Raw genomic sequence first — 19324 nt, 5'->3', positions numbered from 1 at the left:
CTTATTCTCCGTGAGTCGGGAAAAGAAACTGGTCGATTAAATCGCAAAGTGTATGAAGCGTGACAAGGTGGACTTCTTGTATACGTGCTGTACGTTGTGAAGGAACACGGATTTCAACATCCAGTTCACCCAGTAAGCCAGCCATTTCGCCCCCATCTTTACCTGTAAACGCAATGATAGTCATATCACGTGTTACTGCCGCTTCCATGGCTTTGATAATGTCTTTACTGTTACCGCTGGTCGATAGTGCTAATAAAACATCGCCGGCTTGGCCAAAGGCGCGCACTTGTTTTGAGAACACCTCGTCATGGTGATAATCATTGGCGACGGCTGTGAGGGTAACGGTATCAGCGGTCAGTGCTAAAGCAGGCAAGCTAGGGCGCTCAGTTTCAAAGCGATTAAGCAAGCACGATGCAAAGTGTTGGGCATTTGCTGCCGACCCACCGTTACCGCAGCAAAGAATCTTATTGCCGTTTAGCAGGCACTGAACCATGACCATAGCAGCTTTTGATATTGGCTCTGGCAATGCTTCAGCGGCTGCGATCTGTGTTTGGATGCTCTCAGTGAAGCTATCTTTGATGCTGTCTAGCATTGATTACCCTTCAATAAATATATTCTTTATCCAGTTTACAGCGTTTATACCACCTTCAAAAGCCACAGCGTCAAAGCGAAATTCAGTATGTGTCGCGGAAAGCCCTTGTTTGGCTAGCCAAAGGTAGGCAGATTTCAGTAAGCGGCGCTGTTTTTGGCGTGAGATTGTGGCGGCTGCACCACCAAAACCAGATTGTTTTCGAAATTTGACTTCAACAAACACGATGCAGCTACCTTGTCGCATGACAAGGTCTAGTTCACCCACTTTGAAGCGAGCATTTTTGTCGAGAGCTATCAGGCCTTGCTGCTCCAAGAAGCGGCAAGCCTGTTGTTCATAATGGTCGCCAGTTTGCTTCTTATTTAACTGAAACAATCCCTTGGTCCCCAAACATCGCCCAAGACACGGAGCGGTTTACCGTGCAGTAATCACCCAGTGATAGCTCACCTGAGTGACCCTCATAGCGATATTGTGGCAATGCTTGCATCTGAGGCAGTGCTTCAATCAGAGCGTAGGCATCCATCCCCAGTGCATACAGGCGCGTCATGCCATTATCGAGGTCTGGCCAAAGCTGGTTAAATCTTGCAGCTGTTGGATTGTTTGCATCAACAAGTAAAGGGACATCACTGAATTCAATGCCGCGCAACTCGCCAATTTCACCCACACCATTGACGCGATTGTTACTGCGAGAACTTGCATATAGTTTCGGCGGTTTCACGTCTGGGTTGATAGCCACTTCAATAAAAGGTTTCAACAGCGTTAATTCACCCGCGTTGGCAACCAGATAGACAGCATCCACGTCGCGACGACTGCGTTGTTCAGATTCCATGTCCAAACCTAGCAATTGGTTCATTTGCTGGATACGGCCCTGACTCTCGGTCAAACCAAAGACGCGCTGAACGGTTTTCTGCATTGCAGCGCGGTTTTTAAAGAATTCCACTTCGGCTGGTTCGCCAGTCTCGGCTTCCCACTGCTTAGAAAAAGCCTCGCTAACACGACGACCAAAACCGTTGTTAGGTGCAATCACCAACGGAAACTTATGCTTGTTTTGAGCAATGTGCAGCGCAGCTTGTTCTGCTTCCTGTTCTGGCGACAAAGTAAAGAAGCAGGTGTTGGCTTCTCCATCTTCATTCTTAGGGATATTGAGTGCCAGCGTAGGGAAGCTGTTTTGGCTTGTTGTCAGGAAGGCGTCCACCTTGTCTTTTTGCAGTGGCCCAACAACGAATTGAATACCATCGTTACGCATGGCGTTGACAATCTCTGTCATTGGCATGGCGTTGGTATCATAAAACATAACAGAAGGGGCGATACTTTCTGAGTCATCATCAAGTAATGCCTGAACTAACCCATTTCTGATGGCTTCACCTTGCACTGCAAATTTGTCGCTAAGCGGCAGCATGACGCCAATACGCTCAGGACGTACGATTTCCATCGATTTCAGTGTTGCCAAATTCTCTGGCAGGTATCGATTCGCAGGATGTGCTGGATTGGCAGAAAGCCACTGATTAAGTGCCTCTTGTTGCTCTGCTGGACGGCCTGCATAGCGGCGTAAAACGTTGACGAGTTCTACCCAGCCAGCCAATACTTGATTGCCGCTTGCGGACAGCGTGTTTAGCTCTGATTGGGGCATTTTCACCAAAGCATCCCAAACGCGGTTCCAATTTTGTTGCTTATCGAAACTATCAGTCAGGTAGGGAGAGGCTTCGGCAAAAGACAACGCAGCACCAGGTTGATTACCCAATTGCTGATACAGTTCGCCTTTCAGCGTGTAATAGCGCTGATACTGAATGGCAGGAAGTTGCCATGCAGGTAAAAAGTTGAGGCTATCCACCGCCGCTTGCGCGTTTCCTTTTTGCTGAAGAAGGTGTGCTCGGCCAAGTTGCCATTCAGAAAGCTGCAATGGGGTAAGCGGCATTTTTGCCAATCTACCGACTAAAACATCCGCTTGCGCGACTTGTTTTTCTTCAATCAGTGCCTTTAATGCCAACAGGTACCAATCCGCTTTTTCTCCTGCGTCACTGGTTTCAGCTTTCAGCAAGTAGAATGTTGATGACTCACGCGCAGGCGCAGTGATGTCATATTGAGGTCCTTGCTCAACAGCAGGCGTGGTCTGACAGGCCGAAAGCACCAATGCCAGCGCGATTGGAGAGAGAAGTCGTGATACACTTTTGCACTTATGGGTTATTTTACGCATGAACATCTTCTGTCCGTAACTTGTTGCCCTCTATATTAATCGCCGAAGGGTTGTGAAACAAATGACTGATGAAACTTCAACCGTGGTTGACGTCTCAACTTTGTATATCGTGCCGACACCGATCGGAAACCTGGGAGATATCACCCAGCGTGCACTAGAAATTTTGCAGCAGGTTGACATCATCGCTGCCGAGGATACCCGCCATACTGGCAGACTACTGTCCCATTTTGGTATCACGACCCGAACTTTTGCTCTTCATGACCATAATGAACAACAAAAAGCGGATTTTCTGATAGAAAAATTGGTCAGTGGACAAACCATTGCGTTGGTTTCTGATGCGGGTACGCCGTTGATCTCTGATCCAGGTTACCACTTGGTCACGCGTTGTCGTCAGGCCGGTGTCAAAGTTGTGCCCTTACCGGGTCCTTGTGCGGTGATCACGGCGTTAAGTGCGTCGGGTTTACCTTCTGATCGTTTTAGCTTTGAAGGCTTCTTGCCGCCAAAGAGTAAAGGGCGACGTGATAAGTTTACTGAGATTGCGCAAGATCCGCGTACCTTAATATTCTACGAGTCACCTCATCGTATTACCGATACCTTGGATGACATGCTTGCCGTGCTGGGTGCGGATCGCCAAGTGGTCTTGGCACGTGAACTGACAAAAACGTATGAAACCATTCATGGCGCGCCACTGGGCGAGTTGATTGCGTGGTTGAATGAAGATAGAAATCGCCTCCGTGGCGAAATGGTTCTTTTGATTGCAGGTCACCGTGCAGAGAAAGATGATCTGCCTGTTGAAGCAACCAATGCTGTTGCATTGATCGCGAAGGAATTGCCGTTGAAAAAAGCGGCTGCGATTGCAGCAGAACTTTACAGCGTGAAAAAGAATGCCTTGTACAAATGGGGCTTAGAAAACCTCGACTAGTAAGAGGCGCTATAACGAGTCCTGTACCTGTAAATGGTGTTTAAAACGCCGTTTATAGGTGAATGTACTTACTGAGGCTTTTAAATTTGCGGATAAGCGCGTCTTGAGGTTGCTCGGCTATAGAGACTTCTATATAATCCGCGGCCTGAGTTGGCTGGGTAACCGCTGCTTCGTTGATGTCCTTTGGGAGACTGACGGGGGGGAGGAAAGTCCGGGCTCCACAGGGCAGGGTGCCAGGTAACGCCTGGGGGGCGCAAGCCTACGACCAGTGCAACAGAGAGCAAACCGCCGATGGCCTTTATATTCCGCAAGGAGATAAAGTGCACAGGTAAGGGTGAAAGGGTGCGGTAAGAGCGCACCGCGCGGCTGGCAACAGTTCGTGGCACGGTAAACTCCACCCGGAGCAAGACCAAATAGGTCCCTATTGGCGCGGCCCGCGTTGGGGACGGGTAGGTTGCTTGAGCCTGTGAGCGATTGCAGGCCTAGACGAATGGTTACCACCGTTTTTTACGGTACAGAACCCGGCTTACAGGCCGACTCACTTAATACCCCAGAAGGCGAGCATTAGCTCGCCTTCTTTAGTTTTAAAGATCGGAAAACCATTTTCTTGATCGGAATAATAGCTTTAAATGCCGGAGAATTTGATTTAGCGACTGCTAAAGTAGCCATATTGTCGTCGGCATGATATGCGGTTAAAAAAACAGCACCATCGAAATGGATGGCAAGCTGTTGAAATAGAATGTAGTTCACGAAACCGTGATCCGTGTCGCCCTACAGGGTTGCTTGACTTTCTTTTTGCCTGATACTTACACTTCTAAGTGGGAAATTGTGGAGTAAAGTGGGTTATTCTGGTGAGAAAGGGAATTAAGTGACATGTTGAGAGGGGTGAGCGCCATATCTCTCGACGTAAAAGGTCGAGTAGCATTGCCGAAGCGATATCGAGAAGATCTTGATGCGCTTTGTGATGGCGTGTTTGTGTGCACCATTGATCATCAGTTACCATGCCTGCTGCTTTACCCGTTACCGGAATGGGAGCGGATTGAAGCCAAACTTTCCCGTCTATCCAGCCTCAATCCCGCAGAGCGTCGATTGCAACGTTTGTTGCTCGGGCATGCGTTTGAGTGCGAGATGGACGGACAGGGTCGAATACTGATTGCCCCTACACTTCGTGACTATGCGGGGTTAGATGGAAAAGCCATGCTGGTTGGGCAGCTCAATAAGTTTGAGTTGTGGAACAGCGACAAATGGCAACAACAGATTGACCAAGATATTCAAATTCAAGCCGAATCAGCGGAAGCGTTGAGTGACAGGCTCAGCAATTTCTCGCTTTAGGTACCCAAGATTATGTCAGAGCAATTTTCACACATTTCCGTTCTTCTCCACGAATCCATTGAGGGTTTGGCCCTTAAGCCTGACGGCATTTATGTCGACGGCACATTTGGACGTGGTGGACACACTCGCGAGATTTTATCTCGTTTGGGCGAGAATGCGCGCCTTTACAGTATTGATCGAGATCCACAAGCTATCGCCGAAGCGGCCAAGATTGATGATCCTCGCTTTAACATTATCCAAGGTCCTTTTTCAGGTATTCAACAATACATTGAAGATCTTGGTTTGAGTGGTCAGATCAATGGCGTATTGCTTGATCTTGGTGTGTCCTCGCCGCAGCTCGATGACGCTGAACGTGGTTTCAGCTTTATGCGTGACGGCCCTTTGGACATGCGCATGGATCCAACGTCAGGTGTTTCAGCCGCACAGTGGCTTCAAGAAGCGGATGCAGACGATATTGCTTGGGTGTTGAAAGTGTTTGGTGAGGAGCGTTTTGCAAAGCGTATCGCTCGCGCCATTGTTGAGCATCGCGAAGACGAAGAAAAAGAGCCGCTGACACGTACATTGCAACTGGCGAAACTGATCGCTAACGTCGCGCCGTCTCGTGACCGGAAAAAACATCCAGCCACGCGAAGCTTCCAAGCTATCCGCATCTATATCAACAGTGAGTTGGATGAAATTGAAACCGCTCTGCAAGGTGCATTAAATGTTCTTGCACCAGAAGGGCGCTTATCCGTTATCAGCTTCCATTCGTTGGAAGATCGCTTGGTGAAGCAATTCATCCGAAAACAAAGCAAAGGGCCATCAGTACCTCATGGCTTGCCTCTGACGGAAGCGCAAATTCGAGCCTTGGGCAGTGCGAGCATGAAACCTGTCGGTAAGGCCTTAAAGCCAACAGACGGAGAAGTGTCAGACAATACACGCTCTCGCAGTTCTGTATTGCGAATTGCAGAAAAATTGGGTGACTAATGGAACGAGCACCAGGACTTAGCAGACAAATTTTTCAAGATCTTACCTCTGTCGGTAAGGTGCCTTTGGTGTTGCTATTGCTGGTGCTGATTTCTGCGTTATCCGTGGTGTTTGTCACTCAACAAACTCGGACGACCATTGCACATCAAGATCAGTTGTTGATGGAGCGAGAAAGGCTAGAGGTTGAATGGCGAAACCAAATCCTCGAAGAACATGCATTATCTGAACACAGCCGTGTCGAGTCGATGGCACGCAATGATCAGGATATGATCCGTCCTGATAGTCGACGTGAAATCATAGTGAGCCAATAGTGTTTAAGGGAAAGAGCAAACCAGGCAACCAACGAGCGAAGAAGCAAGCGCCTACGCTGATTAAGTGGCGTTTCGTTACGGTTTGCGTCTGTATTTCTCTTGCCTTGTTCGCGCTCATTGCCCGCGCTGCTTACATTCAAGTTATTGAACCCGATCGCCTTCGTTATGAAGGCGATTTGCGTTCAGTTCGCGTCAAAGCCCTTCCTTCTGCTCGCGGTATGATCACTGACAGAAACGACGAGTCACTTGCGGTGAGTGTGCCTGTCGAAGCGGTGTATGTTGACCCTGTTACTGTGTTTAAAAATGGCGGGCTAGCTGAAAAAGACCGTTGGTTTGCGCTTGCTGATGTACTGGGGCTTGATCGTCAAAAGATGCTGGATCGTATCGAAAAAAACCGCAAAAAACGATTTATCTATCTCCAGCGTCAGGTTGGCCCAGCCATGGCAAATTACATTGCCGCACTCAAATTGCCAGGCATCGGTATGAATGATGAATCGCGTCGCTTTTATCCTGCGGGAGAGGTGAGTGCCCATTTGGTCGGTGTAACGGGTATCGATGGGCGCGGTCTTGAAGGTATTGAGCGAGGTTATGACGGTTGGCTAAGTGGTGAGCCTGGGCGCCGAACTGTGCGCAAAGACAGATACGGTCGCGTGGTTGAAAACATTTCACTGGAAGCCAAAGAAGAAGGCAAGCCGTTACAGTTGAGTATCGACCAACGTCTCCAAGCCATTTCTTATCGCGCAATAAAACAAGCGGTTGCTGACTATCGAGCCACATCAGGGTCATTGGTTATGGTTGATGTGCGAACGGGAGAAGTGTTGGCGATGGTCAATGCGCCATCATACAACCCCAACAATCGCGCTGACCTAAAAAGCTTCAAAATGCGTAACCGTGCGATTACGGATGTTTTTGAACCCGGTTCAACCATTAAACCGCTGGTGGTATTAGCTGCCCTTGAAAATGGTGTGGCTGATGAGAGCACCATTATCGATACCGGCAATGGCGTCATGTCCATTGGCGGAGCCCGAGTGCGTGACGTGTCAAAAGCGGGCAAAGCCGACCTTCGTAAGATACTGAAAAAATCCAGTAATATCGGCGTCAGTAAATTATCCCTTTCTATGCCGGTTGAAGCCTTATTGGGCATTTACAGCAGCTTTGGCATGGGTGATGCCACTGGGGTCAACCTTGTGGGTGAATCCTATGGTCTATTTCCAAATCGCCGTCGTTGGTCTGATTTCGAGCGAGCCACCTTGTCATTTGGCTATGGCTTATCAATCACGCCCGCTCAGTTGGCACGCGCTTATGCAGTCCTTGGTAGCTTAGGTGTTAATCGCCCATTATCGATTCTAAAAACCGAAGCGGTGGTACCCGGTAAACAAGTCGCGTCTCGGGAAAACACACGAAAGGTCATTGATATGCTTGAGTCGGTGACTCAAGAGGGCGGCAGTGCGCGACGCGCGGCGGTTAATGGGTATCGTGTTGGTGCCAAAACGGGTACGGCAAAAGTTGCGATTGCTGGTGGCTACGGCGACGAATATATCGGATATACCGCAGGGATTGCTCCAATCAGCGATCCCCGCATTGCCTTAGTCGTGGTCATCAATGAACCACAAGGCGATAAATATTACGGTGGTCAGGTTGCGGCCCCTGTGTTTTCAGACGTAATGAAGAGCGCACTGCAGATATTGAACATTGCGCCAGACGCTCAGCAACCCTCGTTACATATTGCTAAAACGGACAAGCAAAACTGATGTCTATTACCAGCTTTAAAGAACTTTTGGCACCGTGGTTTGATGTTGTGCCAGACATTGAGATAACCGGCTTGAAACTGGATAACCGCCAGATCCAACCAGGTGATGTGTTTGTGGCTGTTCAAGGCCACAGCCTAGATGCACGTCAGTATATTCCTAACGCGATTGCAGCCGGTGCCGTTGCAGTGATTGCAGATGATGGCGATACCAGCGGTCAGTTTGGCATTACGCTAAACGGTCATGTGCCTGTCGTGGCATTTCCGCACATGAAATCGACGCTTTCCGATATCGCCGCGCGTTTTTATCAAGCGCCTAGTCATGGTTTGACGAATATTGGTATCACGGGAACGAACGGTAAAACGACAATTAGTCAGCTTATCGCGCAGTGGATTGATTTACTTGGCGGTAAAGCTGCCGTCATGGGAACCACGGGTAATGGCTTTCTGGCATCACTTGAGCCCGCGTTAAACACCACGGGTAGTGCGCTAGACATTCAGCACCAACTGGCGCAATTCAAGCAACAAGGCGCGACGCATGTCGCCATGGAAGTGTCTTCTCATGGTTTAGTACAAGATCGGGTGAAAGCGGTTTCCTTTGATGCGGCGATTTTTACTAATTTAAGTCGTGATCACCTTGATTACCACGGCACCATGGAAGCGTACGCCGAAGCCAAGTTGCGTCTGTTTACCCACTATGGGACGCCAGTATCCGTTATCAATGCGGATGATGTTGTGGGGGCGAGCTGGGTGGCAAATATGCCAGAAGCGATTGCGGTGTCCATGTCCGAAGCCGCAGTGAACACTCACCAAGGACGCAAGCTTTGGTTGACCTCCGTGAGCTATGCGACCAGCGGTGTATCTATTGCATTCTCTTCATCGTGGGGAGAAGGGGAATTCACAGCATCACTGGTTGGTGAATTCAACGTGATGAACCTGTTGCTTAGCTTGGCAACATTGCTCGGTTTGGGATATGACAAAGCCGGGCTTCTGTATGTCGCCCCACAACTTCAAGCCGTTATCGGCCGTATGGAAGTTTTTCACCACGCTGACAAACCTATGTTAGTGGTTGATTATGCTCACACGCCCGATGCGCTTGAAAAAGCGCTTCATGCATTACGTCGCCATTGTGAAGGAAAGCTGTGGTGCTTATTCGGTTGCGGTGGAGACAGAGACACGGGCAAGCGCCCAATGATGGCAGAAATTGCAGAACGTCTCGCCGATGTCGCTATTTTAACTGACGACAACCCGCGATCAGAATCTCCAGAAATCATCGTGGCAGAGATGCTCAGGGGCATGGTCTCGCCAGAGAAAGCTGTTATCCTCCATGATCGCGCAGAAGCTTGCCGTTATGCCTTTGAAAATGCATCAAAAGATGATGTGATATTAGTGGCAGGAAAAGGCCATGAAGACTATCAAGTCTTGGCATCAGGAACGGTTCATTATTCTGATCGTGAAACGGTTCGCGATCTTTTGGAGGTAAAGGGATGATCCCGGTTTCACTTCAGACATTGCAGTCTGTTTTACAGGCTGACCTAAAAGGTGAAGACGTCGTCATCAATGCCGTATCAACCGATACGCGCACACTGGGTCAAGGCGCACTTTTTGTGGCGCTGGTCGGTGAGCGTTTCGATGCACACGATTTTGTTGATACTGCAGAAGCCAATGGTGCCTCAGCACTGCTGGTTTCCACGCCTGTTGCGTCAGAGTTACCACAGCTGGTGGTGAATGATACCAAGTTGGCTTTAGGTCAGCTCGGTGCGTGGGTAAAGGCTCAATGTGATGTGAAAACCATCGCACTGACAGGCAGCTGTGGCAAAACCACGGTCAAAGAAATGCTGGCGGCTATTTTGTCGCAAAAGGGGCAAACCCTGTATACCGCTGGCAATTTTAACAATGATATCGGCGTGCCATTAACCTTGCTTCGTTTAACACCTTTCGACGATTTTGCTGTCATGGAATTAGGGGCAAATCATATCGGTGAAATTGCCTACACCACGCAACTGGCACAACCAGATATTGCCATGGTGACTAACCTTGCGGCAGCTCACCTTGAAGGGTTTGGCTCGTTGGAAGGCGTGGCACAAGCCAAAGGCGAAATCTTTGAAGGATTGGCCGATGGCGCTCTTGCTATCGTGAACCTTGATAGTTGTGGTGGGCATTCTTGGGACGCCGTGCTGAAAAGTAAGCAAGTACTTACCATGACAGTGGCGGGTAAAGATGCTGACTATCGCGCAGAGAATATTCAACAGGCTGAAAACGGTTGTTATCAGTTTGATTTAGTCGCACAAGGCGTTGTTTCTCCACTATTTGTTAACTTGCCTGGTGCGCATAATGTCGCGAATGCGGTCTTGGCGGCAATGACAGCGCTGAATGTTGATGGCATTACCATGGACGATGTGGCGCGCGGTCTCGCATCTGTGTCGCCTGTGAAGGGACGTGGCGCGATAAGCTTCCCGCGCCCTGGACTTCGTCTCATTGACGATAGCTACAACGCAAGCCTTGCTGCGATGAAAGCCGCCGTTGATTTACTGGATGGTTTTGACGGCGACAAGGTGATCGTCTTGGCAGATATGGGTGAGATGGGAGAGCACTCTGATGCTGTGCATCAGGAAGTGGCAGAGCATCTCAGTCAGGCGTCGATTCAAACCTTACTCACATATGGACCCGCCAGCGCCGCGATTAGCGAGCGTTGTGGTGGACAGCATTTTGATAATAAAAGCGCACTGATAGCGCATGTAGTAGAACTCATGAAAACAAAACGTGAAGTATCTGTTTTGGTCAAAGGGGCCAACGGAATGAAAATGTCAGAAGTCGTCGCAGCTATCGAGGAGACAGCGTCATGCTAGATTGGCTATCGGACATTCTTGCCCAGCACATACCGTTTTTCCGACTGTTTGATTACCTGACGTTTCGCGCCATCTTAAGCGTGTTAACCGCCTTAGTGATGTCACTTTGGATGGGGCCGCGCTTGATTGCCCGTTTGCAGATGCTGCAAATCGGTCAGGTTGTTCGTAACGAAGGCCCTGAATCTCACTTCAGTAAACGTGGCACACCGACAATGGGTGGGTTAATGATCTTAACTGCCATAACTGTGACTGTGCTGCTTTGGGCCGATTTATCCAATCCGTATGTGTGGGCCGTGCTGTTTGTGACCTTGGGTTACGGTGCTATCGGCTTTGTGGATGATTATCGTAAAGTGGTGCGCAAGAACACTGACGGACTTATTGCGCGTTGGAAGTACTTTTGGCAATCCGCCATTGCGCTGATTGTCGCTTTCGCGCTGTATGCCCATGGTAAAGATACTGCCGCTACGCAGTTGGTGGTGCCTTTCTTCAAAGACATCATGCCTCAGCTTGGCTTGTTCTATGTCGTGTTCACTTACTTCGTGATTGTTGGTACCAGTAACGCCGTTAACCTCACTGATGGCCTTGATGGCTTGGCCATCATGCCGACCGTCATGGTAGCAAGTGGTTTCGCATTCATTGCTTGGGCAACGGGCAACGTCAACTTTGCCGAATATCTGCATATTCCTTATATCAAAGACGCGGGCGAGCTGGTGGTGGTGTGTGCCGCCATTGTTGGGGCGGGTCTTGGCTTTTTATGGTTCAACACTTACCCAGCACAAGTCTTCATGGGCGATGTCGGCTCATTGGCGTTGGGTGGTGCATTAGGCACGATTGCTGTATTGGTGCGTCAAGAATTCTTGCTGGTGATCATGGGCGGTGTGTTTGTTATGGAGACCTTGTCTGTGATTTTGCAGGTCGGTTCTTACAAACTGCGCGGACAGCGTATTTTCCGCATGGCACCTATCCACCATCACTACGAGCTGAAAGGCTGGCCTGAACCGCGTGTGATTGTCCGTTTTTGGATCATTACCTTGATGCTGGTACTCATCGGCCTTGCAACCTTGAAGGTGCGTTAAATGAAGACAGACGCCGCGAACAAGCACATTGTGGTGATAGGGCTTGGTATGACCGGGCTCTCTGTTGTGAATCATCTTGTCGCTAAAAATGATGGCGCGATGATCAGTGTGATTGATACGCGAGATGCGGCTCCAGGCGCAGACAAGTTGCCGCAAAACGTGGCGCTTCATGCGGGCGGCTGGAACATGGATTGGCTACTCAATGCTGATTTGATCGTCGCCAGCCCAGGCATTGCGTTAGCAACGCCTGAGCTGAAAGCCGCTGCGCAAAAAGGCATCGAGATTGTCGGTGATATCGAGCTGTTTGCTCGTGATGTTGCCGCACCAGTGATCGGTATTACCGGTTCAAACGGAAAAAGCACGGTCACGAGTCTTTTGGGTGAAATGGCCAAGGCCGCGGGTGTTAACGTCGGTGTGGGTGGCAACATCGGTTTTGCTGCGCTCGATATGCTGGCATATGACCACGCGCTTTACGTACTCGAATTATCAAGCTTCCAGTTAGAAACCACGTCGTCGTTAGATATGGCTTCTGCCGTGTTTTTGAACCTGTCAGAAGATCATATGGATCGCTATGACGGCATGGAAGATTACCGACAGGCCAAGCTGCGCATTTTTGATCAAACCCAACTGGCACTGTGGAATCATGACGATCTGCAAACCAAAGCACTTGAAGATAAATACTCTGAAAGCTTTGGTTTCTCGCAAGGGGATTACACACTTACCTTGAAAGAAGGTAACGAGTGGTTAACCGCAAAAGGTGAACCAGTGATGGCAGTGTTTGACATTGCCTTAGTGGGGCGCCATAACGTTGCCAATTGCCTTGCTGCGATGGCGTTGGCAGATTCTGTTGGCATTGCGCGAGACGCACAATGTCAGGCGATGCGCGAATACTGTGGCTTGCCTCACCGTTGTCAGCAAGTGTTGGAACATAACGGCATTTTGTGGGTCAACGATTCAAAGGCTACCAATCCAGCCAGCACGCTAGCGGCATTAGATGGGCTGCAATTGCCAGGTAAGCTGCATCTTCTTGTTGGCGGCGATGGTAAAGGGGCAGAGTTTTCATCACTACAACCTGTACTAGCAGCGCTTGATGTCACCTTGTATTGCTATGGCCGCGATGGACAAGCATTTGCAGGGTTGGTCGAGACACCTGTTGTCGTCGACACCATGCAGCAAGCCATGGATATTGCCGCACAAACCGCGAAGTCAGGAGACATGGTATTGCTATCGCCAGCGTGTGCTAGCTTCGATCAATTTACTAATTTTATGGTGCGCGGAGAGACGTTCGCGGCCTATGCACAAGCTATTACTGCACATAGCGCCTTGGAGACGGCTTCCGAATGACGAGCATGAAGTGGGAAGACATGCATGTCTTGCGCTGGTTATCGCGACCATCGCCCACTGCTTTGTACGACAGATATATCGTTTGGCTCTCGTTTGGTTTAATGATGGTGGGCCTGATCATGGTCTCATCTGCCTCTATCCCAGTTTCAACACGTCTGGTTGATCAGCCGTTCTACTTTGCTATGCGACAAGGGATTTATTTAGTCGGTGCGTTGGCCATTGCCGCGATCGCCTTGCAAATTCCGCTTACTCGCTGGCAACAATTCAGCGTGCCAATGCTGTTTATCTCACTGGTATTGCTCGTCGCGGTATTAGTGGTTGGCCGCTCTGTTAACGGCGCAGTGCGTTGGTTGCCATTGGGTGTGATCAACTTACAACCCGCAGAAGTGGCGAAACTGTCACTGTTCCTGTTTATGGCAGGTTACCTGGTACGTCGCCATGGCGAGGTGAGAGAGAGCGTGATGGGCTTTTTGAAGCCACTGGCAGTGCTGGTGATCATTGCCGGCCTCTTACTGATTCAGCCTGATTTGGGCTCCGTGGTGGTAATGTTTGTCACGACTGTTGGCATGTTGTTTATCGCTGGTGCCAAGCTATGGCAGTTTGGTGTTCTGCTATTTAGCGGTTTGGGGCTAGTCGGTCTACTGATCATCGCAGAGCCATACCGTGTTGCGCGTGTCACTTCATTTTTAGACCCATGGCAAGACCCTTTTGGGAGCGGCTATCAGTTGACGCAATCTTTAATGGCCTTTGGTCGTGGAGATTGGTGGGGCCAGGGGTTGGGTAATTCGATTCAAAAACTCGAATATTTACCTGAAGCGCACACCGACTTTGTTATTGCCGTTTTGGCTGAAGAGTTAGGTTTGGTCGGCGTGGTTGCTGTACTTTTGATGGTTTTTGGGCTGGTATTTCGCGCCTTGTTTATTGGTAAACGCTGCCTTGAAAGTAACCAGCTTTTCGGTGGGTTCCTCGCCTTTGGTATTGGGATCTGGTTTGCGTTTCAAGCTCTCGTCAATGTCGGTGCAGCGGCTGGCATTATGCCCACCAAAGGTTTGACCTTGCCGCTGGTCAGTTATGGCGGTTCCAGTTTATTTATTATGTCGACAGCGGTCGCTATTCTTCTTCGTATTGACCATGAATACCGGCTAGAGACCTCTCAAGCGCACCAACGAATTGTGACTCATGAAAAACGAAAACGAACAAAAGCATAAACGATTATTAGTGATGGCCGGCGGAACTGGTGGTCATGTATTCCCAGGGCTTGCGGTGGCCAGTGAATTGCAGCAACAAGGTTGGGAAATCCGCTGGTTAGGGACAGCGGATAGAATGGAAGCGGATCTGGTGCCGAAACATGGCATCGAGATCGACTTTATTGAAGTAAAAGGGCTGCGTGGCTCAGGCTTTACGCGTAAACTTCTCGCCCCCTGGATGGTACTGAATGCCGTTATTCAAGCGCGAAAACATATCAAGAAGTGGCAACCAGATGCTGTTCTTGGCATGGGCGGATATGTGAGTGGACCTGGAGGTTTGGCTGCTTGGTTAAGCGGTGTTCCTGTTGTGTTGCATGAGCAAAATGCCGTGGCGGGATTAACCAACCAATGGCTAGCAAAGATTGCCACGCGCGTATTGCAGGCTTTTCCGGGCGCATTTCCTCATGCTGATGTGGTCGGAAACCCAGTAAGAAAAGATGTTTGCGAGTTGCCTGCCCCTAAGGCTTATCAGGATGGCACGCCGCTTAACGTGTTGGTGATGGGCGGTAGCCAAGGCGCACGTATTCTTAACCACACCGTGCCAGCGGCATTAGCATTGCTCAAACGCGATGTGGTTATTCGCCATCAAGCGGGTAAAGGTAATCAAGCGGACACCGCAGAGCGGTTTAGTCACGCAAGCGTCGCTAACACTGACGTTACTGAGTTTATTGACGACGTTGCAGAAGCTTATCATTGGGCGGACATCCTGATTTGCCGATCTGGAGCGTTAACTGTTTCAGAAGTGGCCGCCGCCGGTGTCCCTGCGATTTTTGTTCCGTTTCAGCACCAAGATCGCCAACAAGCATTGAACGCAGAGCATTTAGTCCAAGGTGGCGCAGCCATCATGATTGAGCAGCCGGAATTGACCGCTGAAAAGCTGGCGACGGTATTGGAAAACCTAGATTCACAGTCGTTGATGACGATGGCGCGTTCGGCAAAACAAGCAGCGATTACCGATGCTGCCACGCGAGTTGCATCAGTCATCAAAGACGTAGCGAAATAAGAGAACACAGTGATGGGCAAGTTTGATAGTCATCAGTTAGAAAAAATCCGAACCATGGTGCCAGAAATGCGCCGTGTAAAACGCATTCACTTTGTCGGTATTGGCGGCGCTGGAATGTGTGGTATCGCCGAAGTGTTATTAAATGAAGGCTATGAAGTATCGGGTTCTGATTTGTCAGAAAATCCGGTGACTCAGCGCCTTGTGAGTAAAGGTGCGACGGTCTTTTTCGGTCACGCTGAAAGCAATGTGGACGGAGCTAGCGTGGTGGTAGTGTCTACCGCCATCCAGCAAGATAACCCGGAACTGGTTGCGGCAAAAGCGGCACGTATTCCCGTGGTTCGCCGTGCAGAAATGCTGGCTGAACTCATGCGTTATCGCCATGGCATTGCAGTGGCTGGTACGCACGGAAAGACCACCACCACAGCACTAACCACGCTGATTTATCAAGAGGCAGGCCTTGACCCAACATTTGTGAATGGTGGGTTAGTCAAAAGTGCTGGCACCAATGCGCGTTTAGGTTGTAGCCGCTACTTGATTGCTGAAGCTGACGAAAGTGATGCCTCCTTCCTGCATTTGCAGCCGATGGTCGCGATTGTGACAAACATCGAAGCGGATCACATGGACACCTATGGTGGTGATTTTGAAGTCTTAAAGCAGACCTTCATTGATTTTCTGCACCAGTTGCCGTTTTACGGACAGGCGGTGATGTGCATTGACGATCCTGTAGTGCGAGACGTGATACCGTCCATTGGACGCCAAGTGATCACGTACGGCTTTTCTGATGATGCTGATGTGAAGTTGGAGAACTACCGTCAAGAAGGCCAAAAGGGCATTTTCACGATTTTGCGTAAAGACAAACCTGCGCTGAATATTGAGCTGAATATTCCTGGACGCCACAATGCACTCAATGCCGCAGCAGCGGTTGCTGTCGCGACTGAAGATGGCGTGGAAGACGATGCGATTTGGCGTGCGTTAGTGAATTTTGAAGGCACAGGTCGCCGCTTCGACCAATTGGGCTTGTTCCCTGTTGACGATGGCGAAGTATTGCTGGTGGATGATTACGGTCATCACCCGAGTGAAGTTGATGTGACCATTCAGGCTGCACGAGCAGGCTGGCCAGATAACCGTCTGGTAATGGTATTCCAACCGCATAGATATAGCCGTACACGCGATTTGTATGATGACTTTGCCAATGTACTAGAGAATGTCGATGTGCTGCTGATGTTGGATGTATATTCAGCGGGTGAAGCACCTATCGCAGGCGCAGACGGGCGTAGCCTTTGTCGTACTCTTCGTGGTCGTGGGAAAATCGATCCAATCTTTGTTCCGGACGTGGACTCATTACCTGCCGCGTTAGCAGCTGTGATGCAAGCGGGGGATTTGGTTTTGACCCAAGGTGCGGGCGATGTTGGCAAAGTAGCCAAAAAACTGGCTGAATTGAAACTTGATAAAAAAGCGTTGAGCAAAGAGAAATAAGTGTAATGTGAGGCGTTGCAGAGCCGAGAAAAGAGTTGTGTCTAACTTTTAACCTGATTTTGCGTGTTTTGCATGTATTTGATCTCAGCTTTATCACTTATGCGTCAACAAGGCTTGGTGACCTGTCAAACTGACCGTTATAATCCGGTCGACTTTGTACGCAACAAAGCGACAGGTTGCCCAAGAGAGGCGAGGCAATAGCCTGATATGACTAATGTGACCGCGAATGACATACCGGCTCAACCTTCAATGTTAAAAGCGCATTGGGGGGGGCTGGTGTTTTTGGTATTTGTCATTCTTGCGATTCTTTGGTTATTGCTCCGTGTTCTGACGTGGATGGGTGACGAAAAGCAGTTGCCGTTGTCCCAGATAGTTGTACAAGGTGAATTGGCACACTTGTCGACCCTTGAAGTGCGAAATGCGGTGCTTCAGATTGGTCCATTAAACAGCTTTATGCTGCAAGATGTGGATGATATCCACGGTGCGATTTCAGTTTTGCCTTGGGTCGCCAATGTGGCGGTTCGAAAGCAATGGCCAGATACCATTAAAGTGGATGTGACTGAATACCAGCCTGAAGCAGTCTGGAATGGGTCGCAGCTACTGGATGTTGGTGGTATTGCGTTCAGCGCAAGCCCCGATGATGTTAAAGAGAGAGGCTTAGTCTCTTTGCATGGGCCTGAGGGCAGCGAAAAGGAAGTGTTGGCAGCATGGCGTGAAATGCGTGACATTCTGCTACCAACAAAGCTTCACATCACGGCACTGGCGCTAAATGAACGTCGTTCATGGCGAATCGTCACTCGAGGCGGCGTCCGTATCGAGTTAGGGCGAGAGTCGAGAAATGAGAGATTACATCGCTTTGTGGACTTGTTTGATGACATGAACGCAACAGGGCGAAATATTCAATACGTAGATTTGCGCTATGACACGGGTGCTGCCGTGGGTTGGAAAGCCCCTGATGAAGCACCCAGTGAAGAGTAAGCCTAAGAGTAAATGGAATGAAGCAAGCAACTGACAGACCGCTGATTGTTGGATTAGACATTGGGACATCAAAAGTCTCAGTGTTAGTCAGTGAGATATTGCCTGACGGTGCTGTCAATATACTGGGCGTGGGTACAACACCGTCTCAGGGTATGGATAAAGGCGGCGTGAACGACCTGGAATCTGTAGTAAAATCGGTTGAACGTGCAGTCAATGGCGCAGAAATGATGTCTGACTGTAAAATTCGCTCCGTGTTTTTGTCACTGTCAGGAAAACATATCCATTGCTTAACAGAGCGTGGAATGGGCACGATTTCTGACGAAGAAGTGACTCAAGATGACGTGGAAATGGTTATCCATACCGCGAAGTCTGTAAAAATTAGTGATGAGCAGCGCGTGCTGCATGTGATCCCGCAAGAATACAAAATCGATTATCAAGAAGGGATCAAAAACCCGGTAGGACTATCGGGTGTGCGCATGGAAGCCAGCGTACATCTTATTACCTGCCACAGCGACACAGCACGCAACATTGAAAAAGCGGTTGAGCGTTGCGGCCTGAAAGTCGATCAGTTGATTTTCTCCGGTTTGGCGGCAAGCCACGCGGTGATCACCGCTGATGAAAGAGAATTAGGCGTTTGCGTCGTCGATATTGGCGGCGGAACCATGGACATTGCAGTATGGACAGGTGGTGCGTTGCGACATGCAGCGGTGATCCCATACGCAGGTAATGTAATCACCAGTGACATTGCTTATGCATTCGGTACGCCCTTGAGTGACGCTGAGAAAATCAAAGTGAAGCATGGGTGTGCGTTAGGTGAGCTGGTAAACAAAGATGCCAAGGTCAATGTACCGAGCGTCGGTGGGCGTCCTTCGCGAAGCCTACAGCGTCAAACATTGGCTGAAGTCATTGAGCCACGTTGCAGTGAATTGCTGGGGTTGGTGCAGCAAGAATTGGAGCGTGTTCAGGAGCGTTTACGCGCGCAGGGTGTGAAGCATCAATTGGCCGCAGGTATTGTCCTGACTGGCGGTGCGGCACAAATGCAAGGATTGGTGGAGTGCGCAGAACGCGTATTCCAAAACCAAGTCCGCGTGGGCCTTCCTTCTGGCGTGACGGGTTTGACGGATTACGTCAATGCCCCTTATCACGCTACCGCGGTGGGTTTGCTGCACTATGGCAAAGACAACCTATTGAACGAAACGAGCGAGCCAGAGCCTAAACGTACTGTATCAGGAATGTTCAGTAAGTTTAGTGGCTGGCTCAAGAAAGAATTTTGAACCTGATGCGAACAGG

17 protein-coding genes and 1 other RNA gene are annotated in these 19324 nt (G+C 49.7%); 15 read left to right on the top strand and 3 right to left on the bottom strand.

What is annotated here, in order from left to right:
* Position 1: 1 nt before the first annotated feature.
* Genes AC3CIC_RS14270 through AC3CIC_RS14260 form a run of 3 tightly spaced genes read right to left on the bottom strand, consistent with a single transcriptional unit; the run spans position 2 to position 2789 of the window.
* Positions 2 to 592 carry a phosphoheptose isomerase gene (locus AC3CIC_RS14270; protein WP_016960763.1) on the bottom strand — a complete coding sequence of 197 codons (591 nt, stop codon included), beginning with the start codon at positions 590 to 592 and terminating at the stop codon, positions 2 to 4.
* A 3-nt stretch (positions 593 to 595) separates the two neighbouring features.
* A complete protein-coding gene (locus AC3CIC_RS14265; protein WP_017005092.1) occupies positions 596 to 964 on the bottom strand; it encodes a YraN family protein in 369 nt (122 codons plus the stop codon).
* On the bottom strand, positions 948 to 2789 hold the full coding sequence (locus tag AC3CIC_RS14260; RefSeq protein ID WP_488514919.1) for a penicillin-binding protein activator: 1842 nt from the start codon (positions 2787 to 2789) through the stop codon (positions 948 to 950). Before AC3CIC_RS14260 ends, AC3CIC_RS14265 begins: the two co-directional genes overlap by 17 nt.
* A 55-nt stretch (positions 2790 to 2844) precedes the next feature.
* Between AC3CIC_RS14260 and rsmI the strand changes: the two genes are divergently transcribed.
* The 15 genes from rsmI (at position 2845) to ftsA (ending at position 19308) form a co-directional block, all read left to right on the top strand.
* Entirely contained in the window at positions 2845 to 3705 is an 861-nt protein-coding gene (gene rsmI / locus AC3CIC_RS14255) for a 16S rRNA (cytidine(1402)-2'-O)-methyltransferase (protein WP_016960760.1), read from the top strand.
* A 146-nt stretch (positions 3706 to 3851) separates the two neighbouring features.
* An RNA gene (rnpB, locus tag AC3CIC_RS14250) (RNase P RNA component class A) lies at positions 3852 to 4250 on the top strand.
* A 328-nt stretch (positions 4251 to 4578) separates the two neighbouring features.
* The gene (mraZ, locus tag AC3CIC_RS14245) at positions 4579 to 5037 is read left to right on the top strand and encodes a division/cell wall cluster transcriptional repressor MraZ (protein WP_016960758.1); all 459 of its coding nucleotides are present in this window, start codon (positions 4579 to 4581) and stop codon (positions 5035 to 5037) included.
* A gap of 12 nt (positions 5038 to 5049) precedes the next feature.
* A complete protein-coding gene (gene rsmH, locus AC3CIC_RS14240) occupies positions 5050 to 6003 on the top strand; it encodes a 16S rRNA (cytosine(1402)-N(4))-methyltransferase RsmH (RefSeq protein ID WP_017005090.1) in 954 nt (317 codons plus the stop codon).
* On the top strand, positions 6003 to 6314 hold the full coding sequence (gene ftsL, locus AC3CIC_RS14235) for a cell division protein FtsL (protein ID WP_488514918.1): 312 nt from the start codon (positions 6003 to 6005) through the stop codon (positions 6312 to 6314). The genes rsmH and ftsL overlap by 1 nt, the downstream gene beginning before the upstream one ends.
* Positions 6314 to 8065, top strand: coding sequence for a peptidoglycan glycosyltransferase FtsI (gene ftsI / locus AC3CIC_RS14230; RefSeq protein WP_488514917.1), 1752 nt, complete (start codon positions 6314 to 6316; stop codon positions 8063 to 8065). Before ftsL ends, ftsI begins: the two co-directional genes overlap by 1 nt.
* Complete coding sequence (murE, locus tag AC3CIC_RS14225; protein ID WP_488514916.1) at positions 8065 to 9552, top strand: UDP-N-acetylmuramoyl-L-alanyl-D-glutamate--2,6-diaminopimelate ligase; 1488 nt, start codon at positions 8065 to 8067, stop codon at positions 9550 to 9552. Before ftsI ends, murE begins: the two co-directional genes overlap by 1 nt.
* On the top strand, positions 9549 to 10910 hold the full coding sequence (locus tag AC3CIC_RS14220) for a UDP-N-acetylmuramoyl-tripeptide--D-alanyl-D-alanine ligase (RefSeq protein WP_488514915.1): 1362 nt from the start codon (positions 9549 to 9551) through the stop codon (positions 10908 to 10910). Before murE ends, AC3CIC_RS14220 begins: the two co-directional genes overlap by 4 nt.
* Positions 10904 to 11986: a phospho-N-acetylmuramoyl-pentapeptide-transferase gene (gene mraY, locus AC3CIC_RS14215; RefSeq protein WP_016960752.1), complete on the top strand. Its 1083-nt coding sequence runs from the start codon at positions 10904 to 10906 to the stop codon at positions 11984 to 11986. Before AC3CIC_RS14220 ends, mraY begins: the two co-directional genes overlap by 7 nt.
* Entirely contained in the window at positions 11987 to 13330 is a 1344-nt protein-coding gene (murD, locus tag AC3CIC_RS14210) for a UDP-N-acetylmuramoyl-L-alanine--D-glutamate ligase (RefSeq protein WP_488514914.1), read from the top strand.
* Complete coding sequence (ftsW, locus tag AC3CIC_RS14205; protein ID WP_016960750.1) at positions 13327 to 14538, top strand: cell division protein FtsW; 1212 nt, start codon at positions 13327 to 13329, stop codon at positions 14536 to 14538. Before murD ends, ftsW begins: the two co-directional genes overlap by 4 nt.
* On the top strand, positions 14510 to 15580 hold the full coding sequence (murG, locus tag AC3CIC_RS14200; protein ID WP_488514913.1) for an undecaprenyldiphospho-muramoylpentapeptide beta-N-acetylglucosaminyltransferase: 1071 nt from the start codon (positions 14510 to 14512) through the stop codon (positions 15578 to 15580). Before ftsW ends, murG begins: the two co-directional genes overlap by 29 nt.
* Before the next feature lie 12 nt (positions 15581 to 15592).
* Positions 15593 to 17056 (top strand): UDP-N-acetylmuramate--L-alanine ligase, encoded by a 1464-nt coding sequence (gene murC, locus AC3CIC_RS14195; protein WP_488514912.1) that lies wholly within the window; start codon positions 15593 to 15595, stop codon positions 17054 to 17056.
* 207 nt (positions 17057 to 17263) lie between these two features.
* Entirely contained in the window at positions 17264 to 18034 is a 771-nt protein-coding gene (locus AC3CIC_RS14190) for a cell division protein FtsQ/DivIB (protein WP_016960747.1), read from the top strand.
* A gap of 17 nt (positions 18035 to 18051) precedes the next feature.
* Entirely contained in the window at positions 18052 to 19308 is a 1257-nt protein-coding gene (gene ftsA, locus AC3CIC_RS14185) for a cell division protein FtsA (protein ID WP_016960746.1), read from the top strand.
* Positions 19309 to 19324 lie beyond the last annotated feature (16 nt).

This window comes from Enterovibrio sp. QJM3NY_24 (assembly GCF_057786035.1).
Note: the sequence above shows the minus strand (reverse complement) of the source record. Positions and strands in the feature narration are given on the sequence as shown.

Coding starts and splice junctions, on each gene's coding strand:
- AC3CIC_RS14270 (WP_016960763.1), bottom strand. CDS start 592: ATGCTAGACAGCATCAAAGATAGCTTCACTGAGAGCATCCAAACACAG.
- AC3CIC_RS14260 (WP_488514919.1), bottom strand. CDS start 2,789: ATGTTCATGCGTAAAATAACCCATAAGTGCAAAAGTGTATCACGACTT.
- rsmI (WP_016960760.1), top strand. CDS start 2,845: ATGACTGATGAAACTTCAACCGTGGTTGACGTCTCAACTTTGTATATC.
- mraZ (WP_016960758.1), top strand. CDS start 4,579: ATGTTGAGAGGGGTGAGCGCCATATCTCTCGACGTAAAAGGTCGAGTA.
- rsmH (WP_017005090.1), top strand. CDS start 5,050: ATGTCAGAGCAATTTTCACACATTTCCGTTCTTCTCCACGAATCCATT.
- ftsL (WP_488514918.1), top strand. CDS start 6,003: ATGGAACGAGCACCAGGACTTAGCAGACAAATTTTTCAAGATCTTACC.
- murE (WP_488514916.1), top strand. CDS start 8,065: ATGTCTATTACCAGCTTTAAAGAACTTTTGGCACCGTGGTTTGATGTT.
- AC3CIC_RS14220 (WP_488514915.1), top strand. CDS start 9,549: ATGATCCCGGTTTCACTTCAGACATTGCAGTCTGTTTTACAGGCTGAC.
- mraY (WP_016960752.1), top strand. CDS start 10,904: ATGCTAGATTGGCTATCGGACATTCTTGCCCAGCACATACCGTTTTTC.
- murD (WP_488514914.1), top strand. CDS start 11,987: ATGAAGACAGACGCCGCGAACAAGCACATTGTGGTGATAGGGCTTGGT.
- ftsW (WP_016960750.1), top strand. CDS start 13,327: ATGACGAGCATGAAGTGGGAAGACATGCATGTCTTGCGCTGGTTATCG.
- murG (WP_488514913.1), top strand. CDS start 14,510: ATGAAAAACGAAAACGAACAAAAGCATAAACGATTATTAGTGATGGCC.
- murC (WP_488514912.1), top strand. CDS start 15,593: ATGGGCAAGTTTGATAGTCATCAGTTAGAAAAAATCCGAACCATGGTG.
- AC3CIC_RS14190 (WP_016960747.1), top strand. CDS start 17,264: ATGACTAATGTGACCGCGAATGACATACCGGCTCAACCTTCAATGTTA.
- ftsA (WP_016960746.1), top strand. CDS start 18,052: ATGAAGCAAGCAACTGACAGACCGCTGATTGTTGGATTAGACATTGGG.